The sequence below is a fragment of the Aequorivita todarodis genome (genome assembly GCF_028561335.1).
Lineage (GTDB): Bacteria > Bacteroidota > Bacteroidia > Flavobacteriales > Flavobacteriaceae > Aequorivita > Aequorivita todarodis.
In genome coordinates this window covers 41,360-58,782 of the sequence record NZ_JAQQTG010000048.1, presented here as the reverse complement: position 1 = coordinate 58,782, position 17,423 = coordinate 41,360, and the positions used below count along the sequence as shown (strand labels likewise).

General features: G+C 40.2%; 18 protein-coding genes and 2 tRNA genes. 12 read left to right on the top strand and 8 right to left on the bottom strand.

Going from position 1 to position 17,423, the window contains the following annotated elements; translation table 11 throughout:
• Nucleotides 1–21 precede the first annotated feature (21 nt).
• Together POV26_RS13310 and POV26_RS13305 are read left to right on the top strand one after the other, a co-directional pair.
• The gene (locus POV26_RS13310) at nucleotides 22–408 is read left to right on the top strand and encodes an RNA-binding S4 domain-containing protein (RefSeq protein WP_272856962.1); all 387 of its coding nucleotides are present in this window, start codon (nucleotides 22–24) and stop codon (nucleotides 406–408) included.
• 25 nt (nucleotides 409–433) lie between these two features.
• Entirely contained in the window at nucleotides 434–937 is a 504-nt protein-coding gene (locus POV26_RS13305) for a phosphoribosyltransferase family protein (protein WP_272856961.1), read from the top strand.
• On the opposite strand, the gene POV26_RS13300 is transcribed toward POV26_RS13305, so the two are convergent.
• Entirely contained in the window at nucleotides 929–1,450 is a 522-nt protein-coding gene (locus POV26_RS13300) for a shikimate kinase (RefSeq protein ID WP_272856960.1), read from the bottom strand. The two genes, POV26_RS13305 and POV26_RS13300, sit on opposite strands and share 9 nt — an antisense overlap.
• Before the next feature lie 204 nt (nucleotides 1,451–1,654).
• Between POV26_RS13300 and POV26_RS13295 the strand changes: the two genes are divergently transcribed.
• Together POV26_RS13295 and POV26_RS13290 are read left to right on the top strand one after the other, a co-directional pair.
• Nucleotides 1,655–1,727 (top strand) — tRNA-Lys (locus tag POV26_RS13295).
• Nucleotides 1,728–1,879: 152 nt separating this feature from the next.
• Nucleotides 1,880–1,962: transfer RNA gene (locus POV26_RS13290), tRNA-Leu, on the top strand.
• A gap of 104 nt (nucleotides 1,963–2,066) precedes the next feature.
• On the opposite strand, the gene POV26_RS13285 is transcribed toward POV26_RS13290, so the two are convergent.
• The gene (locus tag POV26_RS13285; RefSeq protein WP_272856959.1) at nucleotides 2,067–2,543 is read right to left on the bottom strand and encodes a c-type cytochrome; all 477 of its coding nucleotides are present in this window, start codon (nucleotides 2,541–2,543) and stop codon (nucleotides 2,067–2,069) included.
• A gap of 300 nt (nucleotides 2,544–2,843) precedes the next feature.
• Here POV26_RS13285 and POV26_RS13280 point away from each other — a divergent pair, with 300 nt between their 5' ends.
• The 6 genes from POV26_RS13280 (at nucleotide 2,844) to POV26_RS13255 (ending at nucleotide 8,122) form a co-directional block, all read left to right on the top strand.
• Nucleotides 2,844–3,746: a MerR family transcriptional regulator gene (locus POV26_RS13280; RefSeq protein WP_272856958.1), complete on the top strand. Its 903-nt coding sequence runs from the start codon at nucleotides 2,844–2,846 to the stop codon at nucleotides 3,744–3,746.
• A 119-nt stretch (nucleotides 3,747–3,865) separates the two neighbouring features.
• Complete coding sequence (locus POV26_RS13275; RefSeq protein ID WP_272856957.1) at nucleotides 3,866–5,329, top strand: phytoene desaturase family protein; 1,464 nt, start codon at nucleotides 3,866–3,868, stop codon at nucleotides 5,327–5,329.
• Nucleotides 5,326–6,168 (top strand): phytoene/squalene synthase family protein, encoded by an 843-nt coding sequence (locus tag POV26_RS13270; protein ID WP_272856956.1) that lies wholly within the window; start codon nucleotides 5,326–5,328, stop codon nucleotides 6,166–6,168. The genes POV26_RS13275 and POV26_RS13270 overlap by 4 nt, the downstream gene beginning before the upstream one ends.
• 93 nt (nucleotides 6,169–6,261) lie before the next feature.
• The gene (locus tag POV26_RS13265; RefSeq protein ID WP_272856955.1) at nucleotides 6,262–6,711 is read left to right on the top strand and encodes a sterol desaturase family protein; all 450 of its coding nucleotides are present in this window, start codon (nucleotides 6,262–6,264) and stop codon (nucleotides 6,709–6,711) included.
• A gap of 2 nt (nucleotides 6,712–6,713) precedes the next feature.
• Nucleotides 6,714–7,418, top strand: coding sequence for a lycopene cyclase domain-containing protein (locus POV26_RS13260; protein ID WP_272856954.1), 705 nt, complete (start codon nucleotides 6,714–6,716; stop codon nucleotides 7,416–7,418).
• Between the two features lie 119 nt (nucleotides 7,419–7,537).
• Nucleotides 7,538–8,122: an SET domain-containing protein gene (locus POV26_RS13255; RefSeq protein ID WP_272856953.1), complete on the top strand. Its 585-nt coding sequence runs from the start codon at nucleotides 7,538–7,540 to the stop codon at nucleotides 8,120–8,122.
• Here POV26_RS13255 and POV26_RS13250 read toward each other — a convergent pair whose 3' ends face one another.
• The 6 genes from POV26_RS13250 to POV26_RS13225 form a co-directional block, all read right to left on the bottom strand.
• Nucleotides 8,123–8,686, bottom strand: a complete 564-nt coding sequence (locus POV26_RS13250) for a TlpA family protein disulfide reductase (protein ID WP_272856952.1) — start codon at nucleotides 8,684–8,686, stop codon at nucleotides 8,123–8,125.
• 70 nt (nucleotides 8,687–8,756) lie between these two features.
• Nucleotides 8,757–11,021 carry an aconitate hydratase gene (locus POV26_RS13245; protein WP_272856951.1) on the bottom strand — a complete coding sequence of 755 codons (2,265 nt, stop codon included), beginning with the start codon at nucleotides 11,019–11,021 and terminating at the stop codon, nucleotides 8,757–8,759.
• Between the two features lie 210 nt (nucleotides 11,022–11,231).
• A complete protein-coding gene (locus POV26_RS13240; RefSeq protein WP_272856950.1) occupies nucleotides 11,232–12,179 on the bottom strand; it encodes an AAA family ATPase in 948 nt (315 codons plus the stop codon).
• A 12-nt stretch (nucleotides 12,180–12,191) separates the two neighbouring features.
• Nucleotides 12,192–13,664, bottom strand: a complete 1,473-nt coding sequence (locus POV26_RS13235) for a peptidylprolyl isomerase (protein ID WP_419180019.1) — start codon at nucleotides 13,662–13,664, stop codon at nucleotides 12,192–12,194.
• A complete protein-coding gene (locus tag POV26_RS13230; RefSeq protein ID WP_272856948.1) occupies nucleotides 13,621–14,478 on the bottom strand; it encodes a peptidylprolyl isomerase in 858 nt (285 codons plus the stop codon). The genes POV26_RS13235 and POV26_RS13230 overlap by 44 nt, the downstream gene beginning before the upstream one ends.
• Complete coding sequence (locus POV26_RS13225; RefSeq protein WP_272856947.1) at nucleotides 14,475–16,430, bottom strand: peptidylprolyl isomerase; 1,956 nt, start codon at nucleotides 16,428–16,430, stop codon at nucleotides 14,475–14,477. The genes POV26_RS13230 and POV26_RS13225 overlap by 4 nt, the downstream gene beginning before the upstream one ends.
• A 242-nt stretch (nucleotides 16,431–16,672) precedes the next feature.
• Between POV26_RS13225 and POV26_RS13220 the strand changes: the two genes are divergently transcribed.
• Both POV26_RS13220 and POV26_RS13215 read left to right on the top strand, forming a co-directional pair.
• On the top strand, nucleotides 16,673–16,915 hold the full coding sequence (locus tag POV26_RS13220) for a hypothetical protein (protein WP_272856946.1): 243 nt from the start codon (nucleotides 16,673–16,675) through the stop codon (nucleotides 16,913–16,915).
• Nucleotides 16,912–17,355: a DinB family protein gene (locus POV26_RS13215; RefSeq protein WP_272856945.1), complete on the top strand. Its 444-nt coding sequence runs from the start codon at nucleotides 16,912–16,914 to the stop codon at nucleotides 17,353–17,355. Before POV26_RS13220 ends, POV26_RS13215 begins: the two co-directional genes overlap by 4 nt.
• Nucleotides 17,356–17,423 lie beyond the last annotated feature (68 nt).

The following is a 17,423-nucleotide window of genomic DNA, read 5'->3' as shown; positions in this document are numbered from 1 at the left end:
CGTTGTTTTTGGGATAATAATATGAGGATTGACAAATACTTATGGTGCGTTCGGTATCTAAAAACCAGAAATATGGCAACCCAAGCCTGTAAAAAAGGTTCGGTACGCGTAAATGGTGATATTGTGAAACCTTCGCGTGATGTTTATCCGGGTGATGTAATTACGCTGCGGAAGGAGCAAATAAACTACCAACTTGAAGTTCTGGATCTGCCCGCAAGCCGTGTTGGCGCCAAGCTTGTGGATCTTTACAGAAAAGACACCACGCCAAAAGAGGCCTTTGAAACCAATGAAATGCTTCAATATGCCAAAACCTATTACCGTAAAAAAGGCGTGGGCAGACCCACCAAAAAAGACCGCAGGGATTTGGACGATTTTACGGAATCTCCCGAAGATGGAAATGAAACGTAATAACTATATTTGAAAAAAATAGCAAATGCAGGAAATAAACACAGTTATCCTCGATAAAAAACAGATTGCCCACAAAATAAAAAGGATTGCCTATCAAATCTACGAGACCAATGTGGACGAAAAGGAAGTTGTCATCGCCGGTATTATGGCCAATGGGTTTCTGCTCGCAAAAAAGATAAAGGTGGAATTGGAGAAAATTTCACCCATACAAGTTTTGCTCTGCGAAGTGGTGATTGATAAAAAGCACCCCATTAACGAAATAAAAACCTCCCTGAAGCCAGAAGAATACAAAAACAAATCGCTGTTGTTGGTTGATGATGTACTGCACTCTGGAACCACCTTGATTTACGGTGTAAAGCATTTTTTGGAAGTGCCGCTAAAACAGTTTAAAACTGCGGTACTCGTGGACAGAAATCACAAAAAATACCCCATAAAGGCAGATTTCAAGGGAATTTCCCTGTCAACTTCCCTGAATGAAAATGTCTCGGTGATTTTTGAAAAAAACAACGACCGGGCGATTTTAGAATAATTTCAGGATTATTTTTTCCACTATTCTTTCAATGCTTTCATTTTCAGTTTCAATTGTTAAAGCTGCCTGGTTGTAATAATAAGATCGTTCAAAAAGATGTTTTCTTATGAAATCATTTAGTTCGTTCCCACTTTCTAAATGCGCTATTAAAGGACGTTTTGCTTTTTCTGAAAAAAGTCTTTCGCATAAAATAGCAAGAGAGGTTTTTAAATATATGGTCACTACATTTTCCATTTCAGACATAAAAACCAATGAATCTGCGTAACACGGGGTTCCTCCTCCTGTTGCCAGCACAAGATTGCCCTCTTCTGAAATTATTTTTTTAAGAACTTCGTTTTCAATTTTTCTAAAATAGATTTCCCCTTTTTTTGAAAAAATTTCTGAAACAGCACTACCAACTTGCTCTTCGATTTCAGAATCAAGATCTTTAAAAGGGAAGCCCAGCACTTCCGATAATTTTTCACCTATAGAAGACTTTCCGCTTCCCATATAACCAATCAATACTATTTTCATAAGGATCAAAGTACCGTTTTTTAATTTGAAGAATCAAATAGCACGAAGAAAATTAAAGAATTCACACGCCAAAACTAATTTTAAAATAAAAAATTCATTTGTTAGCCCTTGTTTCTCAACTGTTTTAAACTTTTCTCAAATTTAATTGATTTTCGTTTTGAAAAATAAATTTAATGATAGTATATTTGCACCCGCAATAAGGAAGACCTGGTAGCTCAGTTGGTAGAGCACCTCCCTTTTAAGGAGGTGGTCCTGGGTTCGAGCCCCAGCCAGGTCACAAAAAAACTTGACAATTATGTTGGGCGAGAAGTTTATCCCGATTGGAGCGATAGCCGAATATCGGGAAGCCCCAGCCAGGTCACAAAAAGTTAAGCCTTCGGTTTAACTTTTTTTGTTTTAGTTCTTTTATACTTTTACAACTAAGTATCCACCCGGGTGCTGGAATTGGTAGACAGGCATGGTTGAGGGCCATGTGTCCTTTGGGCGTGTGGGTTCAAGTCCCATCCCGGGTACAAATTAAGCATATAGCTATAAATCGATTCCGGGGGACCTACCTATATTTCGGGATTACTGTTGGTCGGGGAACCTATAATTGGGTGTGAAATTAAAATATTTACTAATACTTCCTCAAATATTCTACGATTTCCCTCGCCTCTTCTTCCGTAAGGTGTAGATTATCCATCCTGACTTCATAAACCGCTTTCAAAGCTTTAATCTGCGGATCGTTTTCAATCATACCATCAGGATCCAAAATCATGTTCATAACAAATTGCGGAGAGCGTTTCTCCAAAACACCCCCCAATGCTGGCCCTCTATTACTGTCGTGAATTTCATGACATACGGAACATTTTTTGTTAAATAGCTTTTCGCCCTTGGCGGCCATTTCCGCATCAATTTGATCACCCAGCACCACCGGATCCTTAATCGGCCCTACGCCCGCTTTGGAATTGGACGCGGCTTCAATAATTTTAACATCGGAAGTGTCTTCACTTTTTCCAGTAGATCCATTTTCGGATCCTTCATGACCCCAGTTGCAAGCCAATACCAAAAAAAACATTGGCAAGAGAACGACTATCTTTTTACTGATTTTCATAACATTATTTTTAGCAATTTATGCGTGTACCACACTTTTTCTCTACTAAATTTACGAAAAATCCATCCACGGTTTTAAACCTTAACGTTTGTTTAAAGGATTGAAATACGGGGGAGCATACTTGGTTGAATGGATGGAAACCTGCAATATTGAAAAGGCTTATCACTAAATTCCCATTAGAATGTAGCTTCTTTTTTAAGTGGGTGATTTTTCAATGTGTTTAAAGAATTTTAGCGTTTTATAAACAGTATTCACTTCTTTTTAGTACTTTAACTCCTTATATATAAAAACCCTTTCCCAGTGGTCAAAACACAGTTTGGAATCAAGGATCTTGAAAACCTATCAAACGTTAAAGCCCATACCATCAGGATATGGGAAAAACGCTACAATCTTCTTGCGCCAGATCGAACGGATACCAACATCCGAAAATACGACCTCGAAAACCTGAAAAAATTATTGAATGTCGCCTATCTCTACAATGCCGGACATAAAATTTCGAAAATTGCCAGCTTAGATTCAAATCAAATCCAGGCCCTGATTAAAAAAAATATCAACGGGGTCGATCCCGAATATTTGGGCAATGTATTTAAATCGGCAATGTTTGAATTTGACGGTGAATTGTTCGATGCAACCCTTGCTAAACTGTTGGAAAAAAAATCCTTCCGCGAAGCCTTTTCAGAAGTATTTGTGCCCCTGCTCAATGAAATGGGCATTCTTTGGCACTCGGGAACCATCGACCCATCTCACGAACATTTTATTTCAGAAAAAATCAAACATTCCATAATTGAGCATACGGCCAAACATAAAAAAATTGCTTCCGAAAATGACTCCCAGCTATTTACACTTTACCTTCCCTACAAGGAAATTCACGAAATTGGTCTGCTGTATGCCAATTATGAACTTGTGTCGGCCGGTTTCAGGACCGTATTTTTAGGCCCAAACATTCCATTGGAAAGCTTGACACACGTTCTTAAAATGAAAACGAAAGTGATCTTCGTAACATATTTCACAGTGCTTCCAGAAAACGAAAACCTCGAAAATTACCTCAAGGATTTTCAGGATGAGGTATATGCCAAGAGCGCCTGCGAACTATGGGTTTTGGGGCGCAAAGCTGAGAAAAAGCCCAAAAGCTCTAAAAACATTAAGCTTTTCAAAGACCTCAAACAATTTACGGACCACATTGAAAGTCTTTCAAATATATAGGTTTCGGTATCTTTCAAAAAAAATTTTAGCGTCCAACCGTCTCTCGATTATTAAATAAAAGCCAAAATTAAAATTCAATTTCTTTTTTGTTTAATTAAATCGTAAATTTGTTAAACAATATGGTAAAAATCGTAGTTATTGGTTCTGGCTTTTCGTCGCTCGCGGCCGGGTGCTATCTGGCACAAGCGGGCTATAACGTAACCATATACGAAAAAAATAAAACCATTGGGGGACGAGCCCGACAGTTTAAAAAAGACGGCTTTACCTTTGATATGGGGCCAACTTGGTACTGGATGCCGGATGTTTTTGAGCGTTTTTTCGCAGATTTTGGAAAAGCTCCTTCAGATTTTTACGAATTGGAAAAACTGAATCCCGCATATCGCGTGTTTTTTGGAGCCGATGATTATATAACTATTGAAGATACGCTGGAAAAAATTAGCCAAGCATTTGAGAAAGAGGAACCGGGAAGTTCAATAAAACTTCGGAAATTTATGGACCAGGCCATGGACAATTACAATATTGCCATAAAAGACTTGGTATATCGGCCAGGAGCTTCGCCTATGGAATTGGTCACTTTTGCGACGATGCGCAAAATTGGACAGTTTTTCAGCACCGTTAGTAAAGAGGTACGCAATGAGTTCAAAAACCCAAAACTCGTTTCAATTTTGGAATTTCCAGTTTTGTTTTTGGGCGCAAAACCTTCCAAAACACCTGCTTTTTACAGTTTTATGAACTATGCAGATTTTGGGCTTGGAACCTTTCACCCAAAAAACGGAATGTATTCCGTAATTGAAGGAATTAAAAATCTTGCCGAAGAACTTGGCGTAATAATAAAAACTGATCAAAACGTAGAAAACATACTTGTTGAAAAAGGGAAAGCCTCAGCAATAGTTGTGAATGGCGAGAAAGTTATGGCAGACATAATTTTGAGCGGTGCAGATTACCACTACACTGAAATGCTGTTGGAGGAAAAATTCCGCCAGTATTCTGAAAAATATTGGGAAAAGAAAACCTTTGCCCCTTCCGCCCTGTTATTTTATGTAGGGTTCGATAAAAAAATTGAAAACGTAGATCACCACACCCTGTTTTTTGATGTTGATTTTGAGAAGCATTCCCAAGAAATATACGATGCGCCACAGTGGCCAAAAGAGCCTCTTTTTTATGCCAGTTTTCCATCAAAAACCGATGAAAATGTTTCTCCAAATGGAAAAGAAGCTGGAATTTTTCTTATTCCCCTTGCTCCCGACCTGGATGATATGCCGGAAATACGGGAGGAATATTTTGAAAAAATAATGGCCCGTTTTGAAAAAGTAACCAACCAAGAGGTCAGAAATTACGTTATATTTAAAAAGTCATTTTGTATAAACGATTTCGTTTCCGACTATAACAGTTACAAAGGAAACGCTTACGGATTGGCAAATACGCTGCTACAAACGGCTTTTTTAAGACCAAAACTGAAAAGCGGAAAAGTAAAAAACCTTTTTTTTACCGGACAACTGACCGTGCCCGGCCCAGGAGTGCCCCCAGCCCTGATTTCGGGAAAATTGGCCGCGGGTTTAATTGAAAAAGAACAAAAAAATTGAAAGAGCTTTTTGACATAGTATCCGAAGCGTGCAGCAAAAAAGTGACTGAAACTTACAGCACCTCCTTTTCATTGGCCACCCGTATGTTAGGGCCTTCCATCAGACAGGATATTTACAATATTTATGGCTTCGTGCGTTTTGCGGACGAAATTGTGGATTCGTTTCACGAATATGAAAAGGAAATTCTTTTCAACCGTTTTGAGAACGCTTTAGAGGAAGCACTGCAAGACCGCATAAGTCTGAACCCTATTTTGAACTCGTTTCAAAAAACGGTTTACAAATACAATATCGACAAAGAGTTGATCGATACCTTTATGGCCAGCATGCGGTTGGATCTTACAAAAAGCACCTATTCCACTGCGGAAGAATTCAATGAATATATCTACGGTTCCGCGGATGTTGTGGGGCTGATGTGCCTAAAAGTTTTCGTGAAGGGCGATGTCGAGAAATATGACTCCCTAAAAGAAGCTGCGATGAACCTGGGTTCCGCATTTCAAAAAGTGAATTTTTTGCGCGATTTGAAGGAAGACCATGAAATCCTTTGCCGAACATACTTTCCAAATACCAATTTAGATTCCTTGGACGAAATTTCGAAACAGCGGATCGTTGAGGAAATTATGGACAACTTCAACAAAGGGTATGAGGGAATCCTCCTTTTGCCACACGAAGCGAAACTGGGTGTTTTCATTGCATACAGATACTACAAAAGGTTATTGAAAAAGCTTCAACAAACTCCTGCAGTTGAAATAAAAAATACCCGAATCCGAGTGCCAAACATTGAAAAAATTGGGCTTTTAACGAGGAGCTATGTGAAATATCAATTAAATTTGGTAAAATGATGAGTACGGGGTGCTGACAAATCCCATCCCGATAGCTATCGGGACCCAAATCCCGAAATAACAAATCCCGAAATAACAAATTAACAAACAACAATGACAATCCTTCTTTGGATATTAATATTCATAACCACTTTTTGCATTATGGAATTTATGGCGTGGTTTACCCATAAATACATTATGCACGGTTTTTTGTGGAAACTGCACAAAGACCACCACCATAAAGACCACGGCAGTTGGTGGGAACGAAACGATTATTTTTTCCTTTTTTATGCAATGGTGAGCATCAGTTGTTTTGTGGGCTGGAGCTATTTTGGCTTTTGGGCAGGGTTGCCCATCGGTTTGGGGATTTTCGCTTATGGAGTTACCTATTTTTTGGTTCACGATATTTTTATACACCAGCGTTTCAAGATGTTCAGAAATGCTGACAATTGGTATGCCCGTGGCATTAGAAGAGCCCACAAAATACATCATAAGCATTTGGGAAAAGATAAGGGCGAGTGCTTCGGGATGCTTCTTCCACCATTGAAATACTTCAAAAAATAACTATGTGGCATCTGTATCTTTTATTGGACATAGCTTCTTTGAGTATTCCATTTCTTTTCAGCTTTCACCCGAAGCTGAAATTTTATAAACTTTGGAAATATTTCATCCCCGCCACGTTCATAATGATGGCTTTTTTTATTCCGTGGGACATCCTTTTTACACAGCACGGATTTTGGGGCTTCAACGAAAAATATCTCTCGGGAATACATTTTGGAAACCTGCCTATTGAAGAGTGGCTCTTCTTTATCTGCATTCCCTATGCCTGTATTTTCACCATATATGCCTTCAAAAATTTATTGCCGAAGTTTTCCTTTTCAAGCAAAGTAACGGGAATTGTATATTTTTCATTGCAGACCATTTTAATCGTATGCCTGCTCTATTTTTACGATCGTTGGTACACTGCGGTAAATTTTGGTTATGCCATTGTTTTGCTGGCCCTAATTTTTAATTACAAACGTGAAGCCCTACAGGTCTTCTTCCCCGTGTTCCTCATTCTCTTGGTTCCATTTTTTATTGTGAATGGATTTCTCACCGGCAGTTGGATCCACGAGCAGGTGGTTTGGTACAACGATACCGAAAACCTGGGAATCAGAATTGGAACCGTACCGGTTGAGGACAGCGTTTATGCCCTGAGCATGCTTTTGACTGTTTATGTTTTGATGGAAAGGTTCAAAGAAAAATATCCTCCGAAAACAGTACCGCAGTAATTTACTTTTTCTGAAAAAATCGGCAAATTAACAGCTATAAAATTTCATATACAATAGATTTAAGCATGTAAATTGATTAGGAATTTGCATTACATTTAATCCTAAAAAAATTATTGTTTATGATACATCCCAAAACTGAACTGAAATTTATAAGCAACCAAATTGGCTATGGCGTGGTTGCTACGGAATTCATTCCCGCCGGGACAATAACCTGGGCCTTGGACGATCTGGACCGGGAATTCACGCCAGCCAAACTCAAGAAAATGAACCCGCTTTACCAAAATATTTTAGAAACCTATTGCTACAGAAACAACAAAGGAAACTTCGTGCTTTGCTGGGATTATGGCCGATATGTAAACCACAGTTTTAAAAGCAATTGCATCTCCACGGCCTATGACTTTGAAATTGCCATCCGCGATATCCAGCCCGGGGAAGAACTGACGGACGATTATGGCTACTTAAATGTTTCCGAACCTTTTAAAGGGATAGATGAAGGTACGCGCCGCAAGACCGTATATCCCGATGATCTTCTAAACCATCATCACATCTGGGATAAACAACTCCTTAAAAATTTCCCGAATATCCTCAAAGTAGAACAACCTTTAAAATCGTTGATAACTCCAAAATTGTGGAATGAAATTACCGCCATCGCGGAAGGAAAAAAAGAAATGAAGTCTATTAAGGAAAATTATTTTCCGGGTTAATTATTTACTGAGCAGTTGCTCCAGCAACGCCCGCGTTTTTTTGCTGTTCCAGTCTGCCGCACCTTCTTCATCAATAACTATTTCGCCCGTTTTTGAAATAACATAAGTGGTGGGCAGCGCATTGGATTGCAACTGTTTTGGCGCTTCATAGTTCTGTAGAAAAACGGGCAGGGAATAACCGTTTTTTGCCATAAAGCCCACTACCTTTTCAGGTTTTTCTGAAGTCACAAAATAGAAATCTACTTTATCGCCGTACGTATCGTATAATTTTTGGAAGGATGGCATTTCCGCAACGCACGGCGGACACCACGTAGCCCAAAAATTCACAATAGCAACCTTTCCTTTTGATCGCGAAAAATTTACATCCCCAGCATGTAATTCCTTTAAATTCCAACTGTAATCCTCTAAGGTTACCCTTTTTGTTTCAGCAGTTTCCGAAGGCGAAAAGGAAATAAGCCGCTGCACAAAAACCTGGATCGGCATTCGCGTTTGCGGAATAATCAGCAATGCCAAGAATGCAAAAAACAAGATATTGCTCCAGTGTTTTTTTAAGAAAATTTTCACTTAAAAAGAAATTAAAATCCAGCACGTTCCTCCCCCATTTTTCAAGGGGAGGTGCCGATAAGCGGAGGGGTTAAGCGTTCTGCTTTTTTATCAAATTCAAGGCTGAACCTTCGCGATACCACTTTATTTGGGCATCGTTATAGGTATGGTTCGCTTTAATTGTGTCCTTGCTGCCGTCTTTATGGACGATTTCAATGGTCAGAGGTTTGTTTTCAGAAAAATCAGCGATATCCACAAAGTTGAACGTATCGTCTTCCTGGATCAAATCGTAATCTGCTTCGTTGGCAAACGTCAATCCCAACATTCCCTGTTTCTTCAAGTTTGTTTCGTGGATACGTGCAAAAGATTTTACCAAAACCGCTGCAACTCCCAGAAATCTTGGCTGCATAGCCGCGTGTTCGCGGGAGGAGCCTTCGCCATAGTTATGGTCTCCCACAACGATGGTTTTAATTCCTTTTGCTTTATACTCGCGTTGCACATTTGGCACACCGCCGTATTCGCCAGTGAGCTGGTTTTTTACAAAATTTGTCTTTTTGTTGAAAGCATTCACGGCACCAATCAAGGTATTATTGGCGATATTGTCCAAATGACCGCGATATCGCAACCACGGACCTGCCATAGAAATATGGTCGGTAGTACATTTTCCGAAAGCTTTTATCAATAATTTTACGCCCCGCAATTCCGAATCCTTAATAGGAAGGAAAGGCTCCAATAACTGAAGACGCTCGCTGTTTTTCGCAACTTTAACTTCCACTGAGCTTCCGTCCTCTGTTGGGGCTAAATAACCATTGTCATCTACTTCAAAGCCCTTTGGCGGAAGTTCCAAACCAACTGGCACGTCCAATTTTACCTCTTGTCCATTTTCATTTAGAAGCGTATCATTCATCGGGTCAAAATCCAAACGGCCCGAAATTGCTATTGCGGCAACCATTTCCGGAGAGCCTACAAAAGCGTGTGTGTTGGGGTTTCCATCGGCGCGTTTTGAAAAGTTTCGGTTAAAGGAGTGCACGATGGTATTTTTTTCATCGCCTTTTCTATCGCTTCTGTCCCATTGGCCAATACAGGGGCCACAGGCATTCGTGAATATCGTTGCTCCAAGATTTTCAAATACCTCCAAAAGTCCGTCGCGCTCCGCCGTAAAACGAATTTGTTCCGAACCGGGGTTTATTCCGAAATCACTTTTCGGTTTTAACTTTTTATCGACAGCCTGCTGTGCAATGGAAGCTGCTCGGGATAAATCTTCATAAGAAGAGTTGGTACACGAACCTATCAAGCCCCAATCCACTTTTATGGGCCAATCGTTTTTCTTTGCTTTTTCACCCAACTGGCCAACCGGCGTTGCCAAATCTGGAGTAAAGGGCCCATTTAAATGTGGACGCAAGGCGGAAAGATCTATCTCAATAACTTGGTCGAAGTATTTTTCCGGGTTTGCATACACTTCATCATCACCGGTTAAATATTCTCTAATCTTATTTGCTTCGTCAGCAATTTCTGCACGGTCCGTTGCACGAAGGAAACGTTCCATGGCATCGTCATAACCAAAGGTGGAAGTGGTTGCGCCAATCTCAGCGCCCATATTACAAATGGTCCCTTTTCCGGTACAGGAAAGGTTTTTCGCTCCCGGGCCAAAATATTCTACAATAGCGCCCGTACCGCCTTTTACGGTTAGAATGCCCGCAACTTTCAAGATAACATCTTTTGAAGCGGTCCAGCCGTTAAGTTCTCCGGTCAATTTAACGCCTATTAGTTTTGGAAATTTCAATTCCCAAGGCATTCCGGCCATAACGTCAACTGCATCGGCACCACCAACACCAATGGCAACCATTCCCAAGCCTCCAGCGTTAACGGTGTGGCTATCGGTACCTATCATCATTCCGCCGGGGAAAGCATAATTCTCCAAAACCACTTGGTGGATAATTCCTGCTCCCGGTCTCCAAAACCCGATTCCATATTTATTTGAAACGGATTCCAGGAAATCAAAAACTTCGTTGCTTGTTTCGTTGGCACGCTTTAAATCGAGCGCCGCACCCTGCTTGGCCTGTATTAAGTGATCACAATGAACGGTGGTTGGCACTGCCACGGTTTTTTTTCCGGCCTGCATAAATTGCAAAAGTGCCATCTGGGCGGTTGCATCTTGGCAAGCTATTCTATCTGGGGCAAAATCCACATAATCCTTTCCACGCTGGAAAGCCTTGTTTGGATTACCGTCCCAAAGGTGGGAGTATAAAATCTTTTCGGAAAGTGTAAGCGGTTTTCCCGTGATTTCACGTGCCTTATCCACACGTGCTGCCATCTGGGCATAAACCTTTTTGATCATATCAATATCAAAAGCCATAATTGTATTTTTAGTTGTTTGCGAAAATACAAAAATTTGGAATATTTAAAAAATATTTAATGAAAATGCTTATTTAATGAACATAATTCAGTAAATACCAAATATTATTGAATATAATTGTCGATATGATAAGGTTAACTGTGAAAAATTAAGAAATTCAGAATATTATAAAAGAATGTTTTATAATTTCAAAAGAAGGGAATATTCGATTTAATATAAGCTCTTGATTATTTCCTCGATACTTAACCCTTCGGCTTTATAGTTTTTTATAAGCCTGTGGCGAAGTATTCCGATTGCAGCTTTTTGGACATCTTCAATATCGGGCGAGAATTTACCGTGAAGCGCGGCGTGCGATTTTGCAGCCAAAATTAAATTCTGTGAAGCTCTTGGACCAGCGCCCCAATCGATATAGTTTTTTACGGTTTCGGTCGCAGCGGAACTATTGGGACGGGTTTTTCCGACCAAAGTAACGGCGTATTCCACAACATTGTCCGCTACCGGGATTCTTCGGATCAACTGTTGAAAATCTATAATCTCCTGCGCTGTAAATAGTGGATTTACCCTTTGGATCTCGCCCGCCGTGGTTTGTTTTACCACTTCAACTTCTTCAGAAAATGAAGGATATTCCAGATTTATGGCAAACATAAAACGGTCCAACTGCGCTTCTGGCAATGGGTAGGTTCCCTCCTGCTCTATTGGGTTTTGGGTGGCAAGCACAAAATAAGGCAAATCCAATTTATAGTGATGGCCGGCAACCGTAACGGCACGTTCCTGCATTGCCTCCAAAAGCGCGGCTTGGGTTTTTGGGGGAGTCCTGTTTATCTCGTCTGCGAGAATGATGTTGGCAAAGATCGGTCCTTTTATGAATTTGAACTCACGGTTTTGATCGAGAATTTCAGAGCCTAAAATATCGCTGGGCATCAAATCTGGCGTAAACTGGATTCTTTTGAATTTCAAGCCCAGCGCTTCCGCAACGGTGTTTACCAACAGGGTTTTTGCAAGCCCCGGAACACCAATAAGCAAGGCATGGCCGCCCGAAAAGATGGCGAGCAACACTTGCTCCACCACTTCATCTTGACCTACTATTACTTTTTTTATTTCCTGCCTTAGGGCGTTGTATTTTGAAACCAGTTGCGTTACCGCTGCTACGTCTGACATAATTTTTTGCTATTATTTTTTCATCCAATTACTAGCAAAATCACAATCTTGGTAGTCTTGGTTGATGCTAATATAGGTATCTTTTATTTTCTCGTTCTGCCACTTGTTGATGACCTTGATCTGTTTTTCGCGAAGCGCCAACTGTTTGATGCGTTCGTAATCCTTGGAATAATCGGCTTTGTGCTCTGGGTATTTTTTGGTAACGGTAAGTATTTTCAAGCTACTTTTTCCGGTGCGGTCGCGATCGGTAAAAACTTTTGATACTTCGCCTTCTTTCAAATTATAGACCTGCGCACTAAGGGTTGGGTCCATTTTTGTAAGATCGAACTTTGTGTCAAAGGTTATTGGGTTGATCAATTGGCCGCCATTGTTTCGAGTATCCTTATCGTCAGAGTATTTTCGGGCGGCTTCCGCAAATGTGATTTCGCCTGATTCAATTTGGGATTTTATATCTTCTATTTTTTTCTGTGCCGCATCGATTGACTGTTGCGAAACTTCGGGAAACATCAAAATGTGCCGTACATCAACTTCCTGTCCACGGATTTTTTCGACATACAGAATATGATATCCAAATTCAGTTTCAAAAGGTTCGCTTATTTCGCCTTCCAAAAGTGAAAATGCTTGGTCCTTAAACTCCTTTGCCCATGGCGAATCTCTTTTAACACCGGTATAAAGCCCTCCCTTGGAAGCCGAACCGGGATCCTTGGAATACAAAACTGCCTTGGTGGAAAAACTGGCGCCATTGTCAATAATATCTGCGCGTATTGCATTTAGTTTCGCTATGACCTCGTCTTTTGCTTGTTGGGTTATTTCAGGATCGACCACAATTTGGGCAATCTCTATTTCAGCACTAAAAACTGGGCGCTCGTCCTCGGGGATTGAAAAGAAAAATGTTCTTACCTCTTCTGGGGTAACTTCTACTTTTTCAATCACTTTATCCTGCATCATACGGGCAAGCTTTATGCTTTTGTTGGCCTCAAAAAGTTCACTTCTAAGCTCCGCTATATTGTCTTTTCTATAATAGGCAGCCACTTTTTCCTCGCTGCCGAGTTCACTTATCATATATTGCAGCTGTTGGTCTATCATGCCGTTGATTTCGGCATCGGGAACCAATATACTGTCCTGCTTTGCCTGATGTGCATAGAGCTTGTCCTCCATCAACTTACCCATTAATTGGCAACGGGTTATGTCTTCTATTGAAATTCCCTGCGATTGCATTTCAACGTAAGCCTTGTCTATATCGCTATCCAAAATAACGTATTCACCAACTACAGCGCTCACGCCTTCTGCCTTATAACGTTTGAATGGCTTCAGCGTGTCGCGCTGCTTTAACTGTTGAACCACTAATGAGTCATTGCTTTTCACGACCCCTGTACTGTCTGGCTCCAATACAACCTGGGCTTGCAGTACGGCAGTGGAGCACAACAATACCAATAAAAATTTATTCATTTTTATAGATTTCAAAATTATTTGTTTCAATAGCATCTTTTGTAATATCTGTTTCTAATTTTTTTATGAGCTCAAGCTTTCTTTTGTTCAAAATGATTTGTCTCAAAGTTGGCTTAATATAGGAAAAGGGTGCTGTATCATTGGGATTGAGCACGTTTTCAATTTTCACCAAATATACTCCTAATGAATCTTGCAACTGTGCAAAATTGGATTTTTTTAACACTTGCTCGTTAGCTCCCTTTAAAACAGGCAAAGCATTGAGCAAAACGTCCTTTTTGATCCAAACGGAGTCATTGAAATTTGACGATATAAATTGGAAATCCTGGCTGTTTAGCGATTTCTTGTCTTTTTCGTTATAACGGCCCAGTTTTTCCCTTACAGACGCGAGCCCATCATAATTTAAGGGAAGCTGAACGTAACGAAGCATTACCAGCATATCCCGTTGTTTGAAGTTTTCCTTATTTTCATTGTAGTATTCCTGATATTCCCGGTCCGAAATCACGCTGTCCAGCTGCTTGTCAACGATTACGTTTTTATAGGCTTCCGTAAGCAGATCGGTTTTATATTCCTGAACCAATTTGTCAAATTGCTCCAGCTTTTCCACCGGAAGGTTTATTTTCGCCTGACCAATAAGCAATTGCTGGGTTGCCCAACGGTTTATATAGTTGTTCACAATGAGCGTACTATCTTCTGGCGAAGTATTTTCAGAAATCAATTTTGCAATGTCTTCCTTATATAAATAACTGTCGTTTACACGGGCAATTACGTGCTGCTCTGCATCCTGTTTAAAATAATCGCAGGAAACAAAAAAAACACAGCACGGTATTATATAAAGAAATTGCTTTATCACTTCAGTTCTTTCTTAACGTGTTTCAACGTTTTCTTGTTTACTTCTACCTTATATTTTGCATGTAGGCTCTTCATCCAAGAAGCTTCCAGATCGTTTTGGTAATTGCTCAATACTTTCCCTTTTACGTCCTCCAACGATTTTGGCCCGGGAGCAATTATTTCCTTAATGTTCACAACGACGAAGGAGTCATGGCTTGGGTAAACTTCAGAAACCCCTTTCTTGATTTCGAGGTTATTTGGAAGTTCGCGCTGGTCAATTTCAAAAATGCCCGGGGTAAAAATAACATTTACTTTATCCTCGGTATTCAGGGCGGTTTTGATTTCTTCTGCGGTTTTCCCTTCATCCAACATTTTTTTCACCTGTTGCGCAAGCACTTCCGAAGTGGCTGCATAAATATCGGCATCTACGCGTTGTTTCCACTGGTAATTCTGTTTTGTTTTATTGTAGTATTCCTGAATGCCTATGGAATCATTTTTGCCTTTCTGCCAGATATTTTTGTCCATCACATCAAAAATCAAAAGACCGTCACGGTATTCATTGAGAATGGCAGCATAGTCTTCATTTTCGTCCTCAAGTTTTTCCTTGAAATAATCTTTCAGTTGCTTGGTTTCAAATTCATCGTAAAAATCTACCAATAGCGTTTCCTTCAACTTATAGGGTCTTGTGGTCCTTTGGCGTTCTTCTATATATTTTGCAAAATCTGAATATGTAGCTTTTTTATCGCCAATAACGAAAAGTGTTTTATCCTGATCTGCAGGTATTGGGGTCATGACCCACTTTCTTTTCAAAATATCGTCGCCAAGATAGGTGTCAAAATAAGGCAAGTAGCTTGCTTCTTTTTTAAAGCCGTATTTCTCCTTTATTTTTTTATTTGTTGCGCTGATAACGATTTTAGAACGGTCGCCTTCATTTACTTTTTTCTCAAGTTCGGGCATTTGCTCCTCAAAGGTTTCCATGGGAAATTTTTCCTCCAAACGGATAATGTGCCATCCAAAGTCAGTTTTTATGGGTTTGCTCAAATCGCCCGGGTTTTTAAGGGCATAGGCCACATCCTCAAATTCCGGCGCGCGAAGATCACCTTTTGTGAACGGCTTCAGCTTACCGCCCATGATAGCAGAGTTTTTATCGTCAGAGAATTGCTTGGCAAGGCTTTCAAAACTCTCTCCTTGCTTAAGCATGCTGTAGATTTCATTGATGCGCTCTTCTGGATTGAAGTCGCGCGCGCCCTTTTTGTCGGAAATCATAATATGCGACACCGAAATTTTTGGCATACGCGCTCTTTTGTCGTTAACCTTTATGATATGGTATCCAAAACTGGTACGAACAATGTCTGAAATTCCACCAACCTTGGTGTTATAGGCAGCGGTCTCAAAAGGGTAAACCATATTGAATACCGTAAAATAGCCCAAATTGCCTCCAGATTCCTTTGCCCCGGGTTCCTCGGAATAGGTTTTTGCAAGTTTTGTAAAATCCTCGCCTTTCAACGCTCTTTCGCGAATACCCTTTAGCTTGTTGTACGCCGCCAAAGTATCCTGCGGCAAAGCCTCGTAATCAACCCGGATCAAAATATGGGACGCATTTATTTCTTCTTTGCCGCGCTCGTAAGCCTCTTTGGCAAGCTCTTCGGTCATCTTGTCCTCAAAAAGATAATTTCTGGAAAGCTGGTCCCTGTACTTTGAAAATTCCTTTAAATAGTCTTCTTCTTTGTCCAGACCCTGTGCCTGGGCTTCGGCGATTTTCAGTTTATAATCAATAAAAAGCTGGAGATAACCGTCTATATCTTTTTGCGATTCGTCCTGTACAAGATCCAGGTTTTTCTTGTAAACTCGTTCAAATTCGCTCGCATAAACGGGCTTGCCGTCTATGGTCATCAATACTTCTTTTTTATTTTGCGAAAAAACGGTTGTGGCGCTCAAAAAGGCCAAAATGCATACGGTAAGAAAATTTTTCATCTCTGTTGAATTGAATATTTATTTTTAATGAAGCGACGCACCTTCGCTTACGCTTTGGTGGACAAAGGTGCAAAAATAGCAAAAAGCTACGGGAACTTACACCCGAAAAGCAAACGAATTTAATATAAATATAGTGTTTGCTTTTTTAAAAATATTCTTAAAACCCGTACCTTGCAGAGGCCAATAAAAAGGCTACCTAAGTATTTTTTAAGGCGAAGCCATTACCTTCAAAACGTCTATTAATGACTGAAAGAGTAAAACTTATATGGGACTTCCGGGGCCCGAATGCAAAACATATTGCCGAACACCACGCCAAGCATCTTGCCGAATTTGCGGAAGCGGAAAAATTAAATAACGCTTTTACAGGCCATGAAGAAATGACGCCAATGCACCATATTGCGTTTTTTGTGGTTGAAAAAAATATGATGGATACCCTACGGGAAACCCTGAAACCTACCCGCGGACAAATATATGACGAACCATGAAAGCATTTTTTCAAGATACTTTTGAATATACCCACCGCTGCAATCAACAGCTTATTGAGGTATTGATCAATAATCCTGAAACTTATTCAGAAAAAATAAGCCTTTTGGCCAGCCATACCCTAAACGCCCACCATATATGGAACCACCGTATTTTTGGCGTTATTCCCGCACTTTCGGTTTGGCAACATTTGGATAGTAACGATCTGCAACACATCAACAACGAAAATTTTGAGCACAGCAAAGAGATTCTTCAGAAAAAAGAATTAAACAAACTTATAAACTATACCAATAGCAAAGGCCAAAATTTTACCAATGCGGTTAGTGAGATCCTTTTTCACATCGTCAATCACAGCACCTATCATCGCGGACAACTCATGAGCCTATTGAAAGCCAAGGGAGTGGAACCCATTGTTACGGATTATATTTTTTACAAACGCTGAAAGCAACTGGCTGCCTATTTGCAATTTTTATAGTAATATTGCGCTCTGAATATTTAAAAACAAACAAA

What these genes read in the sequence shown, in the direction of transcription:
- POV26_RS13310 (WP_272856962.1), top strand. Translation starts at nt 22, where the DNA reads ATGAGGATTGACAAATACTTATGGTGCGTTCGGTATCTAAAAACCAGA.
- POV26_RS13305 (WP_272856961.1), top strand. Translation starts at nt 434, where the DNA reads ATGCAGGAAATAAACACAGTTATCCTCGATAAAAAACAGATTGCCCAC.
- POV26_RS13300 (WP_272856960.1), bottom strand. Translation starts at nt 1,450, where the DNA reads ATGAAAATAGTATTGATTGGTTATATGGGAAGCGGAAAGTCTTCTATA.
- POV26_RS13285 (WP_272856959.1), bottom strand. Translation starts at nt 2,543, where the DNA reads ATGAAAATCAGTAAAAAGATAGTCGTTCTCTTGCCAATGTTTTTTTTG.
- POV26_RS13275 (WP_272856957.1), top strand. Translation starts at nt 3,866, where the DNA reads ATGGTAAAAATCGTAGTTATTGGTTCTGGCTTTTCGTCGCTCGCGGCC.
- POV26_RS13265 (WP_272856955.1), top strand. Translation starts at nt 6,262, where the DNA reads ATGACAATCCTTCTTTGGATATTAATATTCATAACCACTTTTTGCATT.
- POV26_RS13260 (WP_272856954.1), top strand. Translation starts at nt 6,714, where the DNA reads ATGTGGCATCTGTATCTTTTATTGGACATAGCTTCTTTGAGTATTCCA.
- POV26_RS13255 (WP_272856953.1), top strand. Translation starts at nt 7,538, where the DNA reads ATGATACATCCCAAAACTGAACTGAAATTTATAAGCAACCAAATTGGC.
- POV26_RS13245 (WP_272856951.1), bottom strand. Translation starts at nt 11,021, where the DNA reads ATGGCTTTTGATATTGATATGATCAAAAAGGTTTATGCCCAGATGGCA.
- POV26_RS13240 (WP_272856950.1), bottom strand. Translation starts at nt 12,179, where the DNA reads ATGTCAGACGTAGCAGCGGTAACGCAACTGGTTTCAAAATACAACGCC.
- POV26_RS13235 (WP_419180019.1), bottom strand. Translation starts at nt 13,664, where the DNA reads ATGCTATTGAAACAAATAATTTTGAAATCTATAAAAATGAATAAATTT.
- POV26_RS13225 (WP_272856947.1), bottom strand. Translation starts at nt 16,430, where the DNA reads ATGAAAAATTTTCTTACCGTATGCATTTTGGCCTTTTTGAGCGCCACA.
- POV26_RS13220 (WP_272856946.1), top strand. Translation starts at nt 16,673, where the DNA reads ATGACTGAAAGAGTAAAACTTATATGGGACTTCCGGGGCCCGAATGCA.
- POV26_RS13215 (WP_272856945.1), top strand. Translation starts at nt 16,912, where the DNA reads ATGAAAGCATTTTTTCAAGATACTTTTGAATATACCCACCGCTGCAAT.